We start from the raw sequence: 19,082 nt of genomic DNA, 5'->3' as shown, positions 1-19,082 counted from the left end.
CTTTTGTGGCAAGCCATCCAGGAGGCAAGACATGTCAGTAATCCGTTTTCTCGCGCGGCCCATGCTCGCGTCCAGCTTTGTCATCGCAGGTTTGGACAAGCTCAAGAACGCGGACGATACTGCCCGGCAACTCTCGCCGGTCCTGCGCCGTGCCTCCGAGTCCCTGCCGTTCCCAGCTGATGAGAAGGTCCTCGCGCGGGTGATCGGCGGCGCGCAGCTTGGCGCCGGCGCCCTGCTCGGCTTGGGTAAGCTCTCACGTTTCGCGGCCACCGTCCTGGCCGTGACGTCCGCACTGAACACCTATGTCGAGTGGCGTTCGGCAGACATCAGCACCAAGGAAGCCCGCGGCGCGCGCCGGGCCCAGCTTTTGAAGAACATCTCCCTCACGGGCGGCGTGCTGCTGGCATCAGTTGACACCGAGGGACGCCCCAGCCTGGCATGGCGCGCCGAACACCTCGCCACGGACGCCCGCAAAGCAACGGGCAAGCAGATCAAGCGCGCAGACAAAGCAGTTCGCAAGGCCGTAGATAACGCAGTTGGAGCATAAGGAAGCATGACAGGTACCACCGCAGCAAACGCCGACCCGAAGAACGGCACACCCCTCCCCCTGTGGCCAGCACCCTATGCCACGGTTCCGGTGGATGCCACGGTGACGGTACCGGGATCCAAATCACTGACCAACCGATTCCTGGTCCTGGCTGCGTTGGCCGACGGACCCTCCCGCCTGCGGGCACCACTCCATTCCCGGGACTCCGTGCTGATGATCCAGGCCTTGCGCCAGCTCGGCGCGACGGTCACCGAAGTACCCGGCGACGGCGATTACGGCCCGGACCTGGACATCACACCGATGGATCCGTCCGTCGCGGGCGGCGAAACAGCGATCGACTGTGGACTCGCGGGAACGGTCATGCGCTTCGTCCCACCCCTGGCGGCCCTGCGCGCCGGCGTCACGGTGTTCGACGGCGACCCCCACGCCCGCAAACGCCCCATGGGAACCATCATCGAGGCTTTGGTCGCACTCGGCGTGCCCGTCCGCAGCGAAGGCGGCAGGACGCCGTCGGCCCTTCCGTTCGCGGTGGAGGGCTCGGGCGAAGTCCGCGGCGGGCACCTGGTCATTGACGCCAGCGCTTCCTCCCAGTTCGTCTCGGCCCTGTTGCTTGTTGGCGCCCGCTTCACGGAGGGGCTGCACCTGGAGCACGTCGGCAAGCCGGTGCCCAGCCTGGACCACATCAACATGACGGTCGCAGTCCTGCGCAGCGTCGGTGTCCAGGTGGACGATTCCGTCCCCAACCACTGGCGCGTGGCCCCCGGTCCCATCAGGGCCTTCGACCAGCGCATCGAACAGGACCTGTCGAACGCCGGTCCGTTCCTCGCGGCAGCACTTGCCACGCGCGGCACCGTCCGGATCCCCAACTGGCCCCTCGAGACCACCCAGGTGGGTGACCTGTGGCGGAGCATCCTGGCATCCATGGGCGCTGAGGTGTCGCTGGAGAACGGAACCCTGACGGTCAAGGGCGGACCCGAGATCCTGGGCGCCGATTTCGACGAAACCAGCGAGCTCGCCCCTACCGTCGCCGCATTGTGCGCGCTGGCCACGGGCCGCTCCCGCCTCACCGGCATTGCGCACCTCCGGGGCCATGAGACAGACCGCCTTGCCGCACTGGTGGCCGAAATCAACCGACTCGGCGGAAACGCCGAAGAGACGGCCGACGGCCTCATCATCCACCCGGCCGCCCTTCATGGCGGTGTAGTCCACAGCTATGCGGACCACCGCATGGCCACGGCCGGGGCCATCCTGGGCCTCGCCGTTGAGGGCGTTCAAGTGGAGGACATCGCAACAACGTCGAAGACCATGCCGGAGTTTCCGCAGATGTGGGCAGCGATGCTCGGCCGGACCCCGGCTGAGGCTTCATCGGGCGGGGCCACGAGCTGACCATGGGCCGCGACGCACGCTCCTGGGACGAATCGGACGTACGGATCCGGCCCAACAAGAAGGGTTCCCGCCCCCGCACCAAGGATCGGCCCAGCCATGACGACGCCGTGATCGGCAGGATCATCACGGTGGACCGCGGCCGATATACCGCAGTGGTTGGTGAGGACACCGACAATGAGCGGGTGGTCATTGCCGCACGTGCCCGCGAACTGCGCCGGAACCCGGTGGTCCCGGGTGATTTCGTGGCACTCGTGGGTGATGTTTCCGGTGGCCCGGACACGCTCGCGCGGCTGGTCCGCGTCGAGGAACGCCGGACGCTCCTGCGCCGCAGCGCGGACGACACCGATCCCATCGAGCGCGTCGTGGTGGCCAACGCGGACCAATTGGTGGTGGTTGTGGCTGCAGCGAACCCGGAGCCTCGCACCGGCTTCATCGACCGCGCACTGGTAGCAGCCTACGACGCCGGCATCGAGCCGCTGCTCCTCGTCACCAAGGCGGATGTCAAGGATCCTGCCGAACTGCTGGCCAATTACCTCAGCCTCGACTTTCCGGTCATCATCAGCCGCACGGCGGATTCGCAGGCCTCCGGCATCGATGCACGTTCAGACGACGGGCTCTCCGCCCGTTTGGACAGCGACGCCGTCTCCCGCCTGCGTTCCCACCTCGACGGCAAGGTAACCGTCATGCTGGGACACTCCGGCGTGGGCAAATCCACCATGGTCAATGCCCTCACAGGAGCCGAACGGGCGACCGGTGGGGTCAATGCCGTCACCGGGCGCGGACGCCACACCTCCTCCTCCGCCCTGGCCCTCAAACTGGCGGACGCTCCTTCCGGCAGTTGGATCATCGACACCCCGGGCATCCGTTCGTTCGGCCTTGCCCACGTTGATGCCGACCGCATCCTGCATTCCTTCCCCGATCTGGAGCCCGGCACGGAAGCCTGCGACCGTGGCTGCAAACATGACGCGAGTGCAGTGAACTGCGGGCTGGATGAGTGGGTCAACCAAGGCAACGCCGGTCCTTCCGGCGTGGCCCGGCTGGCTTCGCTCAGGCGCCTGCTCGGTGCCGACCCCCGCCTGGAGGCCAAGGAAACCAAGGAATTGGGCACCGTCAACTGAGGGTCGGAGCCTCACCTCCCCCGGGGCGTGGAGGATTCACGATAGTTTGGTGGCATGACCCAACCCGTTTCCAGCTACAACGATGACTTGCGATTGGCCCACGTCCTGGCCGATTCCGTGGACGCCCAGACCATGGACCGGTTCAAGGCTTTGGACCTGCAGATCGAAACCAAACCCGACCTGACGCCGGTCACGGATGCGGACAAGGCCGCTGAGGAAGCCATCCGCGGACAGTTGTCGCGTTCACGCCCCCGCGATGCCGTCCTCGGTGAGGAATTCGGAAGCAGCGGCCACGGTTCACGGCGCTGGGTCATCGACCCCATCGACGGCACCAAGAATTTCGTCAGGGGCGTCCCCGTGTGGGCAACCCTCATCGCCCTGATCGACGAAGGCGAACCCGTGGTGGGCGTGGTCAGCGCACCAGCCTTGGGCAAGCGCTGGTGGGCGGCCAAAAGCATGGGCGCCTACATGGGCCGCTCGTTGGCCTCGGCCACCCGGCTGAAGGTTTCCAACGTTTCCACGCTCGCGGATGCGTCCATGTCCTACTCGAGCCTTTCCGGCTGGAAGGAGCGCGGGAACCTTGACGAGTTCCTCGGCCTCACCGAGGACATTTGGCGTACGCGCGCCTACGGGGACTTCTGGTCCTACTGCCTGGTGGCAGAAGGCGCCGTTGACATCGCCTGCGAGCCCGAATTGAACCTCTATGACATGGCGGCCCTCGTGCCGATCGTCACGGAGGCGGGCGGCCGGTTCACTTCCCTTGAAGGTGAGGATGGCCCCTTCGGCGGCAACGCACTGGCAACCAACTCGATCCTGCACTCCGAGGTCCTGAAACGCCTCAATCCGGGAATCGACGATCTCCTCTGAATTTTCGACGGCGGACACCTCCCCTGGGAGGTGTCCGCCGCACTTTATTCGCCAAATCCGCCCTTTCCGCATCCTGCGTAACAATGCGCTTAACAAAGTGGACGGCTTTGTGTCCGGCATGCGGGGTGCCTTAATGTCTACTACAGGTCACGAGTGCCAGCGCTAAACCCCGGTTTGCTGGCCGGCAACCCTCCATTCGCGGTGGGGTGCCCCGGGTGACGACCAGGCCGGTCCGGAACGGATACGGCAAGCGCGGATCCCCCCGCAAGGGGGTCCCTCTTGAGTGAGGTCCCATGAGCACTGTTACGTTCGAATCCACCGTCCTTCCCACTGCCACGCAGGAAGCCGCGGCCGCCAGGCCCCTTGCCGCCGTGACTGGCGCCGAACTGCAGGCGCCCCTGATCCAGGGCGGCCACGTCCGCTACGCCAACCTCGACTATGGAGCTTCCGCGCCGGCGCTGACCATCGTGTCCGCGTACCTGAACGAGGTCCTGCCGTACTACGCGAGCGTGCACCGCGGAGCCGGATTCGCGTCCCAAATCAGCACGTCCGTCTATGAAAACTCCCGCGAGATCGTGCGCGACTTCGTGGGCGGGCGCCCCGATGACTCCGTCATCTTCACCCGTAACACCACCGACTCCCTCAACCTGCTGGCCGGCTGCCTTCCGCAGATCGACGGTACGCCAACCGGCGAAGTCCTGTACCTGGACATCGAACACCACGCCAACCTGCTGCCGTGGCAGGGCGTACCGCACCGCAGCGTCGTAGCCGCTTCCACGCTTGCTGCGACCCTCGCCAACCTGCGCCACGAACTGGCCCAAGGCGGAGTCTCCCTGCTCGCGGTCACCGGCGCCTCCAACGTGACAGGTGAAATCCTGCCCATCGCGGAACTGGCCTCCCTTGCCCACGAATTCGGTGCCCGCATCGTGGTGGACGCTGCCCAGCTCGCCCCGCACCGCCGGATCAACATCGCCGAAGCGGACGTCGACTACGTGGTCTTCTCCGGCCACAAGCTGTATGCACCCTTCGGTGCCGGCGTAGTGGTAGGCCGCCCCGATTGGCTCGACGCCGGAACGCCGCACCTTGCCGGCGGTGGCGCAGTCCGTGAAGCCCGCCTCGACTCCGTCAGCTGGGCGACAGGTCCGGCCCGCCATGAAGGCGGATCCCCCAACGTCCTTGGCGCCGCCACCCTGGCCCGCGCCACGCAGGTCCTGGCCGGCCTTGACCAGCAGGCCTGGCACGACCACGAGGCCGCCATCCGCTCCTACCTTGTGGAGGGCCTGCAGGCCATCGACGGGGTAACCGTCCACCAGATCTTCAGTGATTCCACGGACACCATCGGTGTGGTCAACTTCTCGGTGGAGGGATTCGACGCCGGTCTGGTAGCCGCCTACCTGTCCGCGGAACACGGAGTGGGCCTTCGCGATGGCCGGTTCTGCGCACACCCGCTCCTCAAGCGCCTGGGCCTGCCGTCCGGTTCCCTGCGCGCCAGCTTCGGCGTGGGTTCCCGGCTGGAGGACGCCGCCCGGCTGCTCAAGGGAATCCAGGAACTGAAGGGCACCGGGCTGGGCTGGGACTACGTGGTGGACGAGGGCCGCTGGGTTCCGGCGAACGACCACCGCAGCTATCCCGAATGGGCCCCCAACACGCCCGGTACCGCAGGCGCTGCTCCCTGCACCGTGGACTGACCGCACTTTGCCGTAACCCGGCCAGCCCTGCCTTGCTGTAAATTCGTAGGGTATTTCCGGCGTTCGCGGTAGAGGAGTCTGTACACACCATGCGGTCCCAAGACCCTTCCAAGGGTTCGCATCAACCCGGCGGCCCCAAGCTGCACGCGGTCCGGCGCAAGGAACTGGGGCAAAGCTTCCAGGATGGCGGCGAGCACTACCACGTGGTGCGTCCCGGCTACCCTGCAGACTCCGTGGATTGGCTTCTTCCTGCCGGCGCGAAGTCCGCGGCCGACATCGGCGCGGGCACGGGAAAATTCACCACGCTGCTCGTGGACCGAGGTCTTGAGGTTGCCGCCGTCGATCCTTCCACGGACATGCTGGCGCAACTGCGCCTGTCGTGCCCGCAGGTCCATGCGTTGGAGGGCACCGCCGAGGCGAGCGGACTGGCGGACTCAGCTTTCGACGTCGTCAGTGTTGCCCAGGCCTGGCATTGGTGCGATCCCGTCAAAGCCAGCACGGAAATCGCCAGGGTGCTCCGTCCGCATGGCGTCCTGGGCCTGATCTGGAACCAATTGGATACTTCCGTCCCCTGGGTGCACCGCCTTTCACGCATCATGCATGCCGGCGACGTACACAAACCGGGTTTCCGGCCGGCCATCGGTCCGGAGTTCACCGGCTTGGAATGCCATGTCACCCATTGGGAGGATGCTGTGTCCCCCGGGGACATCATGGAATTGACCAAGTCGCGCAGCTATTACCTTCGAGCCAACGAGGCGACCCGTGCCAAGGTCATGGGAAACCTGGAGTGGTACCTCTACGAACACCTCGGCCACGCCCCTGGCCAAACCCTGGCCCTGCCGTACGTGACGCAGACGTGGCGGGCCCGCAAGGCCTGAGCCGCCCTCCCACGGTAGGCTTGGAACGTGAAGACCAGTACGCCCTCCTCCTCGATCGAGGACTACGTCAAGGTCATCTACTCCTTCACTGAGTGGCAGGACAAGCCCATCACGTCCTCCCAGCTGGCCCAACGGCTGGGCGTAGCCAATTCCTCGGTGTCCGAAATGGTCCGCAAGCTCAAGGACCAGGGCCTGGTGGACCACCAGCCCTACAGCGCCATCCGCCTGACGCCCGACGGCATGCGACTGGCCTTGGCCATGGTGCGGAGGCACCGGCTCATCGAGACGTACCTTGTGGAGGAACTCGGCTACCGCTGGGACGAGGTCCACGACGAAGCGGAAATGTTGGAACACGCAGTCTCTGACACCTTCATTGAACGCATGTCCGCCAAGCTGGGCCACCCTGTCCGGGACCCGCACGGAGACCCCATTCCCTCATCCGATGGCTCCGTGGAGCTACCGCACGCCTACCGCATGATCGAACTGGACCAGGGACACGCAGGCCGCATCACGCGTATCAGCGACGAAAACCCTGACCTGCTCCGTTACCTGGCCGCCGAAGACATTGCCTTGGACGCCCGCATCGAGATTGTAGGCCGCAAGCCGTTCGGGGGCGCCCTGGTGGTAAGGATCGGCAGTGGTGCCCAGCGGCGCGACTTCGACCTCGCCGATGAAATTACTTCGGCCTTGTGGGTGCAGAGCACCGAGGTGCACGAAGGCTGCGTCCTCGCTGACGTCTGAGACGGGCACCGCCCCAGGTCAGGACGCCGCCCCCAGCGGACCGCCGTCGTCGGACGTTTGGTCCGGAACAGCGGCACCTGCCTCATCGCGCTCCGGGTTGCGGATTCCGACGGCGGACGCCACCGCCCCCAGGACGAACAGTCCCGCCGTGACCAGCAACGCGTTGTACAGGCCATCCCGGGTAAAGACCGGGCCCACGATCAAGCCCGCGAAGGCGATGCAGATCAAGCCGGCGATGCGGGCTACTGCGTTGTTGACCGCGGAACCGATCCCCGCCTCTTCAGGTGGAACGGCACCCAGGATGGCAGCGGTGAGCGGGGCCACGAGGGTCGCAAGCCCCAGTCCGAAGACCACTTGGCCGGGGAACACCTGTGTCCAGTAATTGAGTGGCTCCTGGACGGACAAGGACATCAGGAAACCTGTCCCACACAACAGGGGTCCCGCGGTCATGAACCACCGCGGACCATACTTTCCGGCAAGGCCGCCAAAGTAGGAAGCGGCGAGCATCAGGATCACCGTCCCCGGCAGCAACGCGATTCCCGCCGCCGTAGCACCCATGCCGCCCACCTGTTGCAGGTAGATGCCCAGGACAAAGAAGCCCAGCGAAATGCCTCCGTAGATGGCCAAGGTAGCGAGATTGCCCCAGCCAAAGTTCCGGATGGCGAAGAGCCCCAAGGGAAGCATGGGCTCGGAGGTCCTGCCCTCGTGGAACAGGAAGAACCCCAAAGCCACACCGCCCAGCAGCAACGGAACCCACACGAAGGGGCTCGTCCACCCCAGCCTGCCCTGTTCGATGAACGCGAAGACCGGGCCGCCCAAGCCGATCATGGCCAGCAAGGCGCCCGGGTAGTCGATCCTCTTGCTCTTGTCCCGGGGTGCATCCGATGCCCGCAGGCCAGCCAACATAGGCCAGATGGCGGCGGCCGGAACCACGTTGATAAAGAGGATCACCCGCCAGGACAAGAGGTCTACAGACACTCCACCGATCAACGGTGCCACGATCGCCGCGGCACTGGTCCACCCGGACCACTGGCCGATTGCCTTGGACTGCGCCGGACCGGAAAAAGACGTGACGATCATGGCAAGGGAGCTGGGCACCAGCAGTGCCCCGGCAATGCCCTGCAATGCCCGGGAGACCACCAACACCTCGCCGTTCCAGGCAAGTCCACACATCACGGAGGTCAGTGCAAAACCAGCCAGGCCCCACTGCAGGATCCGGGCGCGGCCAAAATGGTCGGACAGGGAACCGGCCACCAGGATGAGGGCACCGAGGGTGAGGAGGTACGCATCCACCACCCACTGCTGGATCACCAGCCCGCCGCCCAGTTCACGCCCGATGGCCGGCAAAGCGAGATTGACCACGAAACCGTCGAGGATGGCGATGAAGGAAGCCACAATAGCCACCAGCAGCACCTTCTTCTGCAGGGCCGTGCTCGGCTGTATGGCCTCCGGTTCAGTCATGAGCACAGCCTACGCTTGCCGTATCGTTGAGTGGTGATCAGCAGACGTGATGTGGCCGTTGCCCTCGATATCTCCATGGAAATGGCCCAGCGCCACGGCATCCCGTCGCGCTTGCCCGAGGCAGGCCTCCGCGATCTCCAGGACAACCCGCCGCCATGGCTGGTGCAGTCCCGTGCCAACCGAACCGGGAAGCGTCCGGTCTGGGTACAGCTCACCTGCGCTGTCTGTGGTTTTTCCGAGGCCGCCCGGCCCAAGAAGTGGTGGCCCGACTTCTCCTTCGTTTACTGCGGGCACCACCGGAACTCCGAGCTTCCGGAACTGTTCCTGGGTGATGTCCGAAGCGAATACGAGGGCATCGGCAGCCGCTTTGTGGGCGTCGTGGACGTCCGCGAGGACCGTTAGCCGAACTCCCCCATCTCGGACGGGATCGCGAGGAGCTGGACCACCCTGCCGTCGCGAAGCACTGTCAATGGGAAGGACTGGCCGATTGCATCGGCGAAGAGCAGTTTCTGGAGGCTCTCGGCGCTCGATACCGCCCGGCCTTGCGCTTGAAGCACCAGGTCACCCGGTTCCAGCCCGGACTGCTCGGCCGGAGAGCCTGCCATGACCTCCACTACGCGAAGGCCTTCCTTTTGGCCTGTGCGGACCACTGCACTGGCATCGAGCGGAATGGGCGTACTGACCAATCCGAGGTAGGCTCGCCGCACCCGCCCGTCCTTTAGCAAGGAGGCGATGATGCGCCGCGTCGTCGCGTTAATGGGTACCGCGAGCCCCAGCCCCAATCCCGCAACCGCAGTGTTGATCCCCACGATCCGACCCCTTGTATCCGCCAAGGCACCTCCGGAATTGCCGGGGTTCAAGGCAGCGTCCGTCTGGATCACATCCTCGATCACCCGCCGGTGTTCTCCCGCACGGACAGGGATGGAACGGCCAAGGCCGCTCACCACGCCCGCAGTCACCGAGCCCGCCAGGCCCAGGGGGTTGCCAACCGCAATCACCAACTGGCCCACCCTCAGGGAGTCCGCGTTGCCCAGCGCCGCTGGCGGCGGCGTTGCCTTCAGCCCACGCACAACGGCCAGGTCAGACAACGGATCAGCTCCCACCAGTTCGACGTCGCTGTGCTTTCCGTTGGCAAACACGGCCCTGCCGGATTGGATCCCGGCCACCACGTGGGCGTTCGTCAGCATGTAGCCATCGTCGGTGAAAACCACGGCCGAGCCACTGCCCATCCGGACACGGCCGGTGCGGCTCTTGCTGGTCATCTCAATGGCGGCAACGTGGGGCGTGACGGTGTCCGCTACACGGACCACCGTCTCCGAGTAGGCGTCAAGGATCCGGTCATCGTCCTGCTGCTCCTCCGGGAAGAGTTCTTCCGGCTCGGTGCCCATCACATGCCTCCTGCCACCCACCGTGCTTATCCACTACAACCAGCAGGAAGGGACTGGTAGTCCACGTTTGGATACGCCGTGGGTGAACGGGGCTTCCCGGCCCGCCGCCTGGGGCATGACAGCAAAAAACCCCCGGACAATGTCCGAGGGCTTTCGCAGGTGGAGATGGGGGGAATTGAACCCCCGTCCGATGTCGTGTTGTCAGGGCTTCTCCGGGCGCAGTTTGCGTCGGATTTTCTCGGCCCCAGCCATCCTGCAAACAGGTGGCTGATCCGGGCCCAGTCATCTAAAAGTCCCGTTTACCCCAATGACAAAGGCAAACAGCAGTGGCTATCTAAATGACGCCAGGAACCGGGGCGATAGCAACCCCGGGCTGACGGACTGTCTTACTGCTTAGGCAGCGAGAGCGAAGTCAGTGCGCTTAGATTCGGCACTTATTGGTTTGCAGACAGCGTTTACGAGATAATTCTGCATCCTCGGCCCGCTTCACCTGTCGCGACTAACATCGTCGAAACCGATCATCCCCGTATTTTGTTACCAAACCGGCGGCCTTACCAAGCTCCACCGGACTATCCATCATAACGCATCTACCGGAACGTTCATTCCCTGGACACGCCGTGACCGGTCAGCGCCTGTTGCGCTCCCGGAGTTCCCGCAACGACTCGCGTTTGTCCTGCTGCTCACGCAGCGTCTGGCGCTTGTCGTAATCCTTCTTACCGCGGGCTATGGCTATCTCCACTTTCGCGCGGCCGTCAAGGAAGTACAGTTGCAACGGCACCACGGTGAATCCGGACTCACGGATTTTGTGCGAGATTTTGTCCAGTTCCTCGCGGTGCAGCAAGAGCTTACGACGGCGGCGGGCGGCGTGGTTGGTCCAACTCCCCTGGTTGTACTCGGGGATGTGGATACCTTCCATCCACAACTCGTCGTTGTAGAACGTACAGAACCCATCCACCATCGAGGCGTGCCCCTCCCGGAGGGACTTCACCTCGGTACCCATCAGGGCAATGCCTGCCTCGTAGGTATCCAGGACATGGTAGTTATGCCGGGCCTTCCGATTGGTGGCCACTACCTTACGGCCACTTTCCTTGGGCACGGTAGAACTCCTTGTTTGATGCGGATTTCCCTTAGTGTACGCCAGGGCCAGCAAGGCCCCGCGCCATAGGGAAGCAGTTTCGCTGACGGGGAAAGCCTTTACAGCAGCGTCATGGGGTCCACGGCAACTCCATTGAGCCACGTCTCAAAGTGCGCGTGGCAACCAGTGGAGTTACCCGTGCTTCCCGAGTAGGCAATGAGCTGGCCCTGTGAGACCCGTTGTCCGTTCGCCACCACGATGCTGCTGTTGTGGTAATAGATAGTGGTCAATGAGTTGCCTTGCACCACACCGTGGGACAGCTTGACGCGCCAGCCGCCGCCGTCCGCCGAATTCCACCCGGAGTTGAAGACTTCACCGGCCGCAGCAGCGTAGACCGGAGTTCCACAAGGCGCTCCAAAGTCGATACCCGTGTGCATGTAGCCGCCGGTGCCGTAGAAGTCGATGGTTCCGGGCGGCGTCGCACGCCATCCGAATCCTGAGGTGATGGGAACGTAACTGGCGAAGGGGTGCCGCAGGCCAAAGGACGACGGCGAGCCCACCGGCGGGACGAACGGGGTTTCCGGCGGTGCAGGCTTGCCTTGCGCAGCTGCGGCAGCGGCCGCGGCGGCTGCCGCCTCGGCAGCGAGCCTGCGCTGTTCCGCTTCCCATGCTTCGCGGAGTTTGCGGTCTCGCTCAGCGATCTCCGCCGCGACCGAATCCTGTTCCGACTTCACGCGGGCCAAGTCGGCTTCAATTCCGGGCTTGGCGGCTTGAAGCTGCCCGTTCAGCCGGGTGGTGTCCTCGATGAGTTTATCCACCTCGGCCTTTTTGCTGGCGGCTTCATCGCGGGCCGCCTTCTCCCGGTTCAAGGCCTCGTCCGCTTTCGCCTTGAGGTCCTGGATCTCGGCCTCGACAGCCGCAAGGCGCGCCTGGGAGTTCACGTTGGTGGCGTTCTGCTGCGTCAGCTTGGTCATGGCGGCGTTCTGGCTCCGCATGGCCTGGTCGGCGAGGTCCATGGACTCAGTAAGGCTGCCGGACTCGTTCGAGCCGAACAACAGCGCGATGTTGGTGGGGACGCCGCCGGACTTGTACGCCTGCGACGCGATCTGGCCGATCAATTTCTTGGTATCGGTGATCTTCTGCTTGTCGCTTTCCAGCTGCTCGGTGATCTTCGCCTTGTTCTGCTGGGCCAGCTCCACCCTTGCCGCCAGGGCTTCAACTTCCTTGACCGCGCTCGCGACCCGGCCCTGTGCCTCCAGCAGCGCCTGCTGGGCACCGGGAAGCCGCCCCTGGTAGACCACCAGGTCAGCAGCTGCTTTGGCGATCTTGGCGTCCACGAACTCGAGGGATGCCTGGACCCGTGCAGCCTCCGCCTCAAGCGCTGCCTGCTGGTCGTCCAGGTTGTCGGCCTGGGCCGCAGGAGCACCTGAAAGGATGCTGGCAGCCAGGCCCACGGCCAGGACTGCGCCGAGAATCCGGGCTTTTCCGCCTGCCAGGTGCCGACGAAGTGAAATCCGGTCCAACGTGGTCATCATGAGTCCTTTGCATTCACCGGCATCGTCTGTGCTGTTCCGTCCGTTGGACATACTAAACCTTCAAGTAGCGGCGGAGGGTTAACAACGAGGATATCCCGGCCAGGCCACCGCCCAGGGCGATGAGCACGGGAGCGATCACCAGGACCTGGGTGGAAGAGATGAAAGGCGTGTTGAGGAACTGCCTGGAAAGATCACCGTTGAGCCAGAAATGGGCCATGAGCCACAACGTCGCAGAGGCCAGCAACGCACCGACCACGGCGGCAATGACGCCTTCGAGGATAAACGGCAGCTGGATGACCGCCTTCGACGCCCCGACCAACCGCATGATGCCCGTCTCGCGACGACGGCTGAAGGCGGAGAGCCGGATGGTGGTGGTTATCAGGAGCACGGCGCAGAAGATCATCACGGCGGCGATGCCCACGGCCACCACGGAAGCGCCGTTCATCCAGGAGAAGATTCTTTCGAGGACCTGGCGCTGGTCGCTGACCGTTTCCACGCCCGGCTGCGAAGAGAACGTTTCGCTGATGATCTGGTACTTCTCCGGGTTCTTCATGTTGATCCGGAAGGAGGCAGGCAGTTGGTCCTCGGATACCGAGTCAACGATCGGCGAATTGGAGAACTGCTCCTTGAAGTGTTTGTAGGCCTCTGCCTGGGATTCGAATTGGAAGTCGTTGATGTACTGCTTGACCGCCGGCGATTCCAGCATGGCCTGAATGTTGGCCTGTTGTTCCTTCGTAGCCGGACCCGATGCGCAGCCCACTGTGGTTGAGCCATCGTTGCACAGGAAGACGGCCACCTGGACCTTGTCGTACCAGTAGCCCTTCATCTGGTTGATTTGCATCTGGAGCATGCCGGCAGCACCCACGAACGTCAGCGACACGAACGTCACCAGCACCACGGAGATCACCATGGACAGGTTTCGGCGCAGGCCGCTGCCGATTTCCCCCAGGATAAACAGGAACCTCACAGCTGGGCCCCCTGGGCGCGGGTGATTTCCTCGTCGCTGGCATCGCGCAGGCGTCGCGATTCACCCACCACGGGAATCATCGAGGTATACAGCGCCTTGGCTTCGTCCCGGATCACTTTGCCGTCCTTGAGTTCCACAACGCGGCGACGCATCTCATTAACGATGTCGTCGTCGTGGGTTGCCATGACCACAGTGGTCCCATTCTGGTTGATCTTGTCCAGGACACCCATGATGCCCATGGAAGTGATCGGGTCCAGGTTTCCGGTCGGTTCGTCCGCCAGGAGGATTCCCGGACGGTTCACCACTGCCCGGGCGATCGCCACACGCTGCTGCTCACCGCCGGACAGTTCATGTGGCATCCGTCGTTCCTTGCCTTCCAAGCCCACCGTCTTCAGGACCTCGGGAACGGTTTCCCTGATGATGGACCGGCTTTTGCCGATCACCTGCATGGCGAACGCCACGTTGGCGAAGACATTCTTCTGGGGCAGCAAGCGGAAGTCCTGGAAAACCACACCAATGCCGCGCCGCAGTTTGGGCACGCGCCAACTGGAAATGTTGGCCACGTTCTGGCCGGCCACATAGACGGAACCCGAGGAGGCCTTGTCCTCTTTAAGGATCAGGCGAAGGAAAGTGGATTTGCCGGATCCCGACGCCCCCACCAGGAAGGTGAATTCGCCGCGGTTTATCTCAAGGCTCACAGAGTCGAGCGCCGGTCGGGCATTCTGCTCATAGACCTTGGTGACATTCTCAAATCTGATCATGGCCCTTTTGACCCCGCCGGACATGACTGATTGGCCCAGTCCAACAGCCGGAGCGCGGGCTTTCGGTGGGGGAAGTGAGAGCACCGGCCTTCCGACTATACGCACGACCCCACGGTGATTTCGGGGCTTTAGGGGGCGTGTCGCCAAAACGGGGCCAACCCCGGAACCTGTGCTTAGTCGGCGGCGTTGCGGTTGCTGGTCCGCCAGCGGATCCCGGCGTCGATGAAGTCGTCGATATCCCCGTCGAGCACTGCGGAGGTGTTGCCTACTTCGTGCTCAGTTCGCAAATCCTTGACCATCTGGTAGGGATTGAGCACGTACGAACGCATCTGGTCGCCCCATGATGCCTTGACGTCTCCCGCCAGCGCCTTCTTTTCTGCATCTTCCTGCTCCTTCTTCAGCAACAGGAGCCGGGACTGAAGGACGCGGAGCGCGGCTGCCCGGTTCTGCAGCTGCGACTTTTCGTTCTGCATGGACACCACGATCCCCGTGGGAATGTGCGTCAGCCGGACGGCGGAGTCCGTGGTGTTAACGGATTGCCCGCCCGGCCCGGAGGACCTGAAGACATCCACGCGGATCTCGTTGTCCGGGATCTCGATGGAGTCGGTCTGCTCGATCAGCGGGATGACTTCCACCGCCGCGAACGACGTCTGGCGCCGGCCTTGGTTATCGAACGGGCTGATCCTGACCAGGCGGTGTGTTCCTGCCTCCACGCTGAGCGTCCCGAAGGCATACGGAGCCTTGACTTCAAAGGTGGCCGACTTCAACCCGGCCTCTTCGGCATAGGACGTATCCATCACCGTGGTGGGATACCCGTGGCGTTCGGCCCACCGAAGGTACATGCGGAGGAGCATCTCTGCGAAGTCCGCGGCATCGACGCCACCCGCGCCGGCCCGGATGGTCACCACGGCTTCGCGTTCGTCATACTCACCGGAGAGCAGGGTGACCACTTCGAGGTCCGCCAAGGCCTTGCCGATCGAGGCCAGTTCCTTTGCGGCTTCCGCCAAGGAGGCTTCGTCGCCCTCGTCCTGGCCGAGTTCAACCAGCACCTCCACGTCATCAATCCGTGCAGAGAGCCTGGTGAGGCGTTCAAGTTCCGACTGCCTGTGCGACAGCCGGGACGTGACCACCTGCGCGGAAGCGGGGTCGTCCCACAGGTCCGGTGCTCCGGCCTGTTCGCTCAGCTCGGCGATCTCGGCCTTCAAGGCATCGACATCACTGACGTTCTCGATGGAACTGTAGGTAGCGCGAAGCGCACGGATTTCTGCGGGAAAGTCGATCTCAGCCATGATCTTTCCAGCGTACGCTATCGGCGCCGCTCACCCGGCTGGGCGCCGCTATTGCGTCAGGCGGGACCTCGACGTGGACCGCGCCTCAACGCGTATTCCCTCCGGCAGGAGGAAACTGACCACCGGAGGATGCGCGACGGCGGTGAGAACCACCACCGCGGTACCGCCGGCAAAGCTGCCGGTTCCCGGCGCAACGGACAGCCGATCATGGCTGGCATAGGCGTCGATGTCGATCAGGTACGCCCCTGCCGCGGCCACCACGCGTTCGTCCACCAGGAATGCACCCGGCACCTCCTGGGCGCCGATGTCTTCGGGCCTGAACGTGTCCGCCGCGGCGAGCGCGGCACCATCGGCCATCGAGAGCAGCCGTTGATGTTCCACGTAAACGGCGGAAACGGCCATGACAACGCTCGCAAGGAGCAACGCCAGCAGGATGAATCCGATCGTCAGGACCGTGATCTGCCCTGCTTCGCGTTCTTTGCGGAAAGAGAGGCTTCTGCAGGCAGGCGCTGCCTCGTTCAAAGCCGGTTCCGAGCTCAACGGAAACGCCCGACTTTTTGGGTTGCTGAAGCATGAAGGCGGGCGGCATCCAGGTGTAAGGCATCCCCAAAAGGCGCCATGGGCAACGGAACAGTGACCTGGATGGAGACCGTAACAGCGGCACCCGCGGACAGGCAGTCGTGACGATCGCATGAAACATCCAAGGCAACGGCGTCCGGCAGGAATCCGTAGTCCTTCGCCGCAACCAGGGCGGCTTGCTCGGCTGCAGCCCGGGCCGCGCCGGGTTCGGCCTGTTGCATGTAGGCTTTCGCGGCCTGGTCGGCCGCTCCAACCACGGCAAACATTCCCCCTTGGATCTGGCCGATGGTCACGACGAAGTAGATGAGCGGAACCATGAGCAACAGGCCAAGAAGTATGAATTCCACGGAGGCGTTTCCCCGTTCGGCCTCAAGGCACCACGGCATGCCCGACCACTTTCAACGAGCCTCCGGCGCCCAGGAGTCCAACCACGGGCAGCGGCGCAGTGACCCGCACTTCCAGCGTGCGGATGCCCCCTGCTTCGACCACTGCCGTCGTGATGTCCTCCGCGAACCTTTCGTTGAGGGCGACGGTGATCAGTTCGGTGGTCCTCTCCTCGGCGTCGGCCGCCGTACGGTCTGCCATGGCCCCGTAGCGGGCGCCGGACGCAGCAGCGTCAATGAGCGTGTTGCGAACGTGGAGGACCAGCATCAGTTGGACCACGGCAACGAACAGGGCCGTCATCACCGAACCAACCAGAACGAAGTCCACCACGGCAGCCCCGCGCTCGCCCGCCGCGGTCTGGTCGGCGGGTCCCCGCGTGACCTCCCTTCTGTGGACTCCCGTTCCGGCTTTCGCGCAGCTTTCCGGCACTAGTTGCCCACCTTGGACATCGCCTGGCTGAAAAGGTTTTCCAAGGCAGGCGATGCGATGGCAAGGAGACCCGCCACGAGGATCGCGGACATTAATGTGACTGTCCCTAATCTCACCTACCAACGAGGGTGGATAGTGACGCGCGACCGAGGCCGCCCTGGTTCCACCTCGGCGTGAGTAATAAGCCTGGACAGGAGATCTCGTTTCGTGTCCATGGGGAGGATGGCCCAGTTCTCCAGCAAGTCGGGAACGAGGGAAGCGGGGGGCCGCGAGGCTACCACTTGAGCATCCCTGATTGAGACTTCGAGTTCGCCCCGTCGATCCGCCAGATCATCCCTTAGACGACGATAGGTGTCCTCTGGAATGGTCCCATCGAGCATCTTGTTTGTGAGCTGATCCAAGCGACCACCAATCTTCGCGAGCTCCTTCTTCAGGTGCGCGGCAGTGTCAGCCGCCTTGGATGATTGCTGCTCGGCCTTCGCCGCAAGGTCAGCCTCAGCCTCGATGTTGGCCGAGACGCCTTCAAGCCAGTTCAGGAACTCCTGTTCCACCGTCGTGGCCATGACATACCCGCCGGAGTGCCTTCGTTTGGCATTCACGGCCGAGCATTTGTATTTCGGGGTCCTGCCAGCACCGAAGAGTCCGGCTTGCATCGTTGCCCCGCAGGAGCAGCGGATCATCCCGGAGAAGAGGTACTGGGAACGTTCGCTACGGCGGTAGACCCGACGTGCTTCGCGTCGCGCCAAGTATTCAGTCCACTCGTCCTGGGTGATGACCGGCTCGTGGACTCCGGGAAGTCGCTCGCCGTGCCGGGTGATGAAGCCGGCGCCAAACCCCTGATCCATGAGGCGGCGAACCGTGCGATCCGACCACATTCCATCCGATGAAACCCCGTAGCCGGTAACAGGGCGTGTCGGCCCATCGTTGAGCCACTTCACTAGCGAGTAGAAGGTCTGGCCTGACAGGTAGCGGCGGTACAGCTCAGCGAGGACTGGTCCGGTGACGGGGTCCGGAGAGAATCCGTCTGCTTTGGAATATTGGTAGCCGAAGCGCGGTTTGCCGTTGGCGGGGATGCCGGCCTTTACCCGGCGCGAATGCACTTCTTTCCACTGCTCCCCCATCCGCTCCGATTCGAACGCGGCAAGTTCCGCGAGCATGCCGCGGGCGAACCGCCCCGATGACGTGGAGGTGTCTATAGGCTCTGTCGCCGACTCCAGGCGCCCGCCGATACCTTCGACGCGGTCAACTGCAATGGCCCAGTCCTTGCGGTTCCTCGAAACACGGCTGACCTTCCAAACAACCAGAACGTCAGCTTGGCCGGATTCGATCATGCCTATGGCTCGCTCAACCTGGCGGCGCTTCCAGAACCGGCCGGTCATATCGAGGTCAGTAATCGTTTCGACAATTCGGTAAGAGTTGCGCTCGCAGTGCTGTTCGATGGCGGCTAGCTGCAGCTCGGGACTGATCATGCCGTCGCGTTCCTTGGAAACGCGGATGTACGCGACGACCCGTTGTGGTGATGCGGGCACGGCTTTGAGGTGCGGCCTTGATTTTGGCATGGCTGTGTGGCTTTTCTCTAGGTGTGGCTAGTGCTGTAGCTCGACGTCCAGAAGCGTTTGCCATTCGGCGTCGCCTAGGTGGTCAAAGCGGTCCTGGAGGACCTCGGGTGTAACCCATAGCTCGTCGGCTAGCTCTGAGTGAGACCGGGCCCAGCGCAAACCCTTGATGAGTTGGTCGAGGGGAATGAGGCGTCGTGCCGCCTCGGCGCGCACCTCAGCTTCAACTGTGGCCGACTGGCAGCCAGTGTGTTCCCGTTCAATGTGGATCAATTCATGAGTCAGTGCACAGCGACGTTCGACTTGGTCGAGGGCTTTGTTGAGCCAGATGATGTCGATGCCGTTGGTGCGGCCTGGGGCGCCGTCCGGCATGACGACCCAGGAGAGCCGGATATGGGCTAAGGCTCGAAGTATCCCCCATGGATGAAACACG

Annotated in this window: 20 protein-coding genes, 1 other RNA gene and 1 riboswitch; of the genes, 8 read left to right on the top strand and 13 right to left on the bottom strand. The window is 63.8% G+C overall.

The features are described from left to right. Positions 1-31: 31 nt before the first annotated feature. The 7 genes from ACIPY3_RS03450 (at position 32) to ACIPY3_RS03420 (ending at position 7,225) form a co-directional block, all read left to right on the top strand. Positions 32-547, top strand: a complete 516-nt coding sequence (locus tag ACIPY3_RS03450) for a DoxX family membrane protein (RefSeq protein ID WP_397322354.1) — start codon at positions 32-34, stop codon at positions 545-547. Between the two features lie 6 nt (positions 548-553). Then, positions 554-1,933, top strand: coding sequence for a 3-phosphoshikimate 1-carboxyvinyltransferase (aroA, locus tag ACIPY3_RS03445; protein WP_400330131.1), 1,380 nt, complete (start codon positions 554-556; stop codon positions 1,931-1,933). Between the two features lie 2 nt (positions 1,934-1,935). Then, on the top strand, positions 1,936-3,051 hold the full coding sequence (locus ACIPY3_RS03440) for a ribosome small subunit-dependent GTPase A (RefSeq protein ID WP_400330128.1): 1,116 nt from the start codon (positions 1,936-1,938) through the stop codon (positions 3,049-3,051). Between the two features lie 54 nt (positions 3,052-3,105). Further along, positions 3,106-3,918, top strand: coding sequence for a histidinol-phosphatase (gene hisN / locus ACIPY3_RS03435; protein ID WP_397322351.1), 813 nt, complete (start codon positions 3,106-3,108; stop codon positions 3,916-3,918). Positions 3,919-4,063: 145 nt separating this feature from the next. After that, a riboswitch (SAM riboswitch) is annotated at positions 4,064-4,177 on the top strand. Positions 4,178-4,211: 34 nt separating this feature from the next. Continuing rightward, entirely contained in the window at positions 4,212-5,606 is a 1,395-nt protein-coding gene (locus tag ACIPY3_RS03430; RefSeq protein WP_400330125.1) for an aminotransferase class V-fold PLP-dependent enzyme, read from the top strand. Positions 5,607-5,695: 89 nt separating this feature from the next. Next, positions 5,696-6,484 (top strand): class I SAM-dependent methyltransferase, encoded by a 789-nt coding sequence (locus ACIPY3_RS03425; RefSeq protein ID WP_400330122.1) that lies wholly within the window; start codon positions 5,696-5,698, stop codon positions 6,482-6,484. A gap of 27 nt (positions 6,485-6,511) precedes the next feature. Next, positions 6,512-7,225 (top strand): metal-dependent transcriptional regulator, encoded by a 714-nt coding sequence (locus ACIPY3_RS03420; protein ID WP_400330119.1) that lies wholly within the window; start codon positions 6,512-6,514, stop codon positions 7,223-7,225. A gap of 18 nt (positions 7,226-7,243) precedes the next feature. Here the strand turns inward: ACIPY3_RS03420 and ACIPY3_RS03415 are convergent, their stop codons facing one another. Then, entirely contained in the window at positions 7,244-8,686 is a 1,443-nt protein-coding gene (locus ACIPY3_RS03415) for an MFS transporter (RefSeq protein WP_400330117.1), read from the bottom strand. A gap of 75 nt (positions 8,687-8,761) precedes the next feature. Here ACIPY3_RS03415 and ACIPY3_RS03410 point away from each other — a divergent pair, with 75 nt between their 5' ends. Continuing rightward, positions 8,762-9,088: a hypothetical protein gene (locus tag ACIPY3_RS03410; protein WP_400330611.1), complete on the top strand. Its 327-nt coding sequence runs from the start codon at positions 8,762-8,764 to the stop codon at positions 9,086-9,088. Here the strand turns inward: ACIPY3_RS03410 and ACIPY3_RS03405 are convergent. The 12 genes from ACIPY3_RS03405 to ACIPY3_RS03350 form a co-directional block, all read right to left on the bottom strand. After that, positions 9,085-10,074, bottom strand: a complete 990-nt coding sequence (locus ACIPY3_RS03405; protein WP_400330114.1) for a S1C family serine protease — start codon at positions 10,072-10,074, stop codon at positions 9,085-9,087. The genes ACIPY3_RS03410 and ACIPY3_RS03405 overlap by 4 nt on opposite strands. Before the next feature lie 157 nt (positions 10,075-10,231). After that, positions 10,232-10,600: a transfer-messenger RNA gene (gene ssrA / locus ACIPY3_RS03400) on the bottom strand. Between the two features lie 99 nt (positions 10,601-10,699). After that, positions 10,700-11,170, bottom strand: coding sequence for an SsrA-binding protein SmpB (gene smpB / locus ACIPY3_RS03395; RefSeq protein WP_364158310.1), 471 nt, complete (start codon positions 11,168-11,170; stop codon positions 10,700-10,702). Between the two features lie 98 nt (positions 11,171-11,268). After that, on the bottom strand, positions 11,269-12,681 hold the full coding sequence (locus ACIPY3_RS03390; RefSeq protein WP_400330608.1) for a peptidoglycan DD-metalloendopeptidase family protein: 1,413 nt from the start codon (positions 12,679-12,681) through the stop codon (positions 11,269-11,271). 55 nt (positions 12,682-12,736) lie between these two features. After that, a complete protein-coding gene (gene ftsX / locus ACIPY3_RS03385; protein ID WP_400330111.1) occupies positions 12,737-13,651 on the bottom strand; it encodes a permease-like cell division protein FtsX in 915 nt (304 codons plus the stop codon). Then, positions 13,648-14,412 (bottom strand): cell division ATP-binding protein FtsE, encoded by a 765-nt coding sequence (gene ftsE / locus ACIPY3_RS03380; RefSeq protein WP_400330108.1) that lies wholly within the window; start codon positions 14,410-14,412, stop codon positions 13,648-13,650. The genes ftsX and ftsE overlap by 4 nt, the downstream gene beginning before the upstream one ends. Positions 14,413-14,585: 173 nt before the next feature. Next, entirely contained in the window at positions 14,586-15,701 is a 1,116-nt protein-coding gene (gene prfB, locus ACIPY3_RS03375; protein ID WP_400330105.1) for a peptide chain release factor 2, read from the bottom strand. 48 nt (positions 15,702-15,749) lie between these two features. Next, a complete protein-coding gene (locus ACIPY3_RS03370; RefSeq protein WP_400330102.1) occupies positions 15,750-16,223 on the bottom strand; it encodes a pilus assembly protein TadG-related protein in 474 nt (157 codons plus the stop codon). Positions 16,224-16,237: 14 nt separating this feature from the next. Then, positions 16,238-16,627 (bottom strand): hypothetical protein, encoded by a 390-nt coding sequence (locus ACIPY3_RS03365; protein ID WP_400330099.1) that lies wholly within the window; start codon positions 16,625-16,627, stop codon positions 16,238-16,240. A 22-nt stretch (positions 16,628-16,649) separates the two neighbouring features. Continuing rightward, positions 16,650-16,994 carry a TadE/TadG family type IV pilus assembly protein gene (locus tag ACIPY3_RS03360; protein WP_400330605.1) on the bottom strand — a complete coding sequence of 115 codons (345 nt, stop codon included), beginning with the start codon at positions 16,992-16,994 and terminating at the stop codon, positions 16,650-16,652. Positions 16,995-17,209: 215 nt separating this feature from the next. After that, positions 17,210-18,652 (bottom strand): recombinase family protein, encoded by a 1,443-nt coding sequence (locus ACIPY3_RS03355; RefSeq protein ID WP_400330096.1) that lies wholly within the window; start codon positions 18,650-18,652, stop codon positions 17,210-17,212. 27 nt (positions 18,653-18,679) lie between these two features. Further along, a complete protein-coding gene (locus tag ACIPY3_RS03350; RefSeq protein ID WP_400330093.1) occupies positions 18,680-19,081 on the bottom strand; it encodes an ImmA/IrrE family metallo-endopeptidase in 402 nt (133 codons plus the stop codon). Position 19,082: the final 1 nt, after the last annotated feature.

Origin of the sequence: Paenarthrobacter sp. NPDC089714 (genome assembly GCF_044748905.1) — a bacterium.
Lineage (GTDB): Bacteria > Actinomycetota > Actinomycetes > Actinomycetales > Micrococcaceae > Arthrobacter.
The sequence above is the reverse complement of the archived record's forward strand: the minus strand, read 5'-3'. Positions and strand labels throughout refer to the sequence as shown.

What these genes read in the sequence shown, in the direction of transcription:
- ACIPY3_RS03415 (WP_400330117.1), bottom strand. Translation starts at nt 8,686, where the DNA reads ATGACTGAACCGGAGGCCATACAGCCGAGCACGGCCCTGCAGAAGAAG.
- ftsE (WP_400330108.1), bottom strand. Translation starts at nt 14,412, where the DNA reads ATGATCAGATTTGAGAATGTCACCAAGGTCTATGAGCAGAATGCCCGA.
- ACIPY3_RS03390 (WP_400330608.1), bottom strand. Translation starts at nt 12,681, where the DNA reads ATGACCACGTTGGACCGGATTTCACTTCGTCGGCACCTGGCAGGCGGA.
- ACIPY3_RS03450 (WP_397322354.1), top strand. Translation starts at nt 32, where the DNA reads ATGTCAGTAATCCGTTTTCTCGCGCGGCCCATGCTCGCGTCCAGCTTT.
- prfB (WP_400330105.1), bottom strand. Translation starts at nt 15,701, where the DNA reads ATGGCTGAGATCGACTTTCCCGCAGAAATCCGTGCGCTTCGCGCTACC.
- ACIPY3_RS03430 (WP_400330125.1), top strand. Translation starts at nt 4,212, where the DNA reads ATGAGCACTGTTACGTTCGAATCCACCGTCCTTCCCACTGCCACGCAG.
- ACIPY3_RS03355 (WP_400330096.1), bottom strand. Translation starts at nt 18,652, where the DNA reads ATGCCAAAATCAAGGCCGCACCTCAAAGCCGTGCCCGCATCACCACAA.
- aroA (WP_400330131.1), top strand. Translation starts at nt 554, where the DNA reads ATGACAGGTACCACCGCAGCAAACGCCGACCCGAAGAACGGCACACCC.
- ACIPY3_RS03425 (WP_400330122.1), top strand. Translation starts at nt 5,696, where the DNA reads ATGCGGTCCCAAGACCCTTCCAAGGGTTCGCATCAACCCGGCGGCCCC.
- ACIPY3_RS03440 (WP_400330128.1), top strand. Translation starts at nt 1,936, where the DNA reads ATGGGCCGCGACGCACGCTCCTGGGACGAATCGGACGTACGGATCCGG.
- hisN (WP_397322351.1), top strand. Translation starts at nt 3,106, where the DNA reads ATGACCCAACCCGTTTCCAGCTACAACGATGACTTGCGATTGGCCCAC.
- ACIPY3_RS03410 (WP_400330611.1), top strand. Translation starts at nt 8,762, where the DNA reads ATGGAAATGGCCCAGCGCCACGGCATCCCGTCGCGCTTGCCCGAGGCA.
- ACIPY3_RS03405 (WP_400330114.1), bottom strand. Translation starts at nt 10,074, where the DNA reads ATGGGCACCGAGCCGGAAGAACTCTTCCCGGAGGAGCAGCAGGACGAT.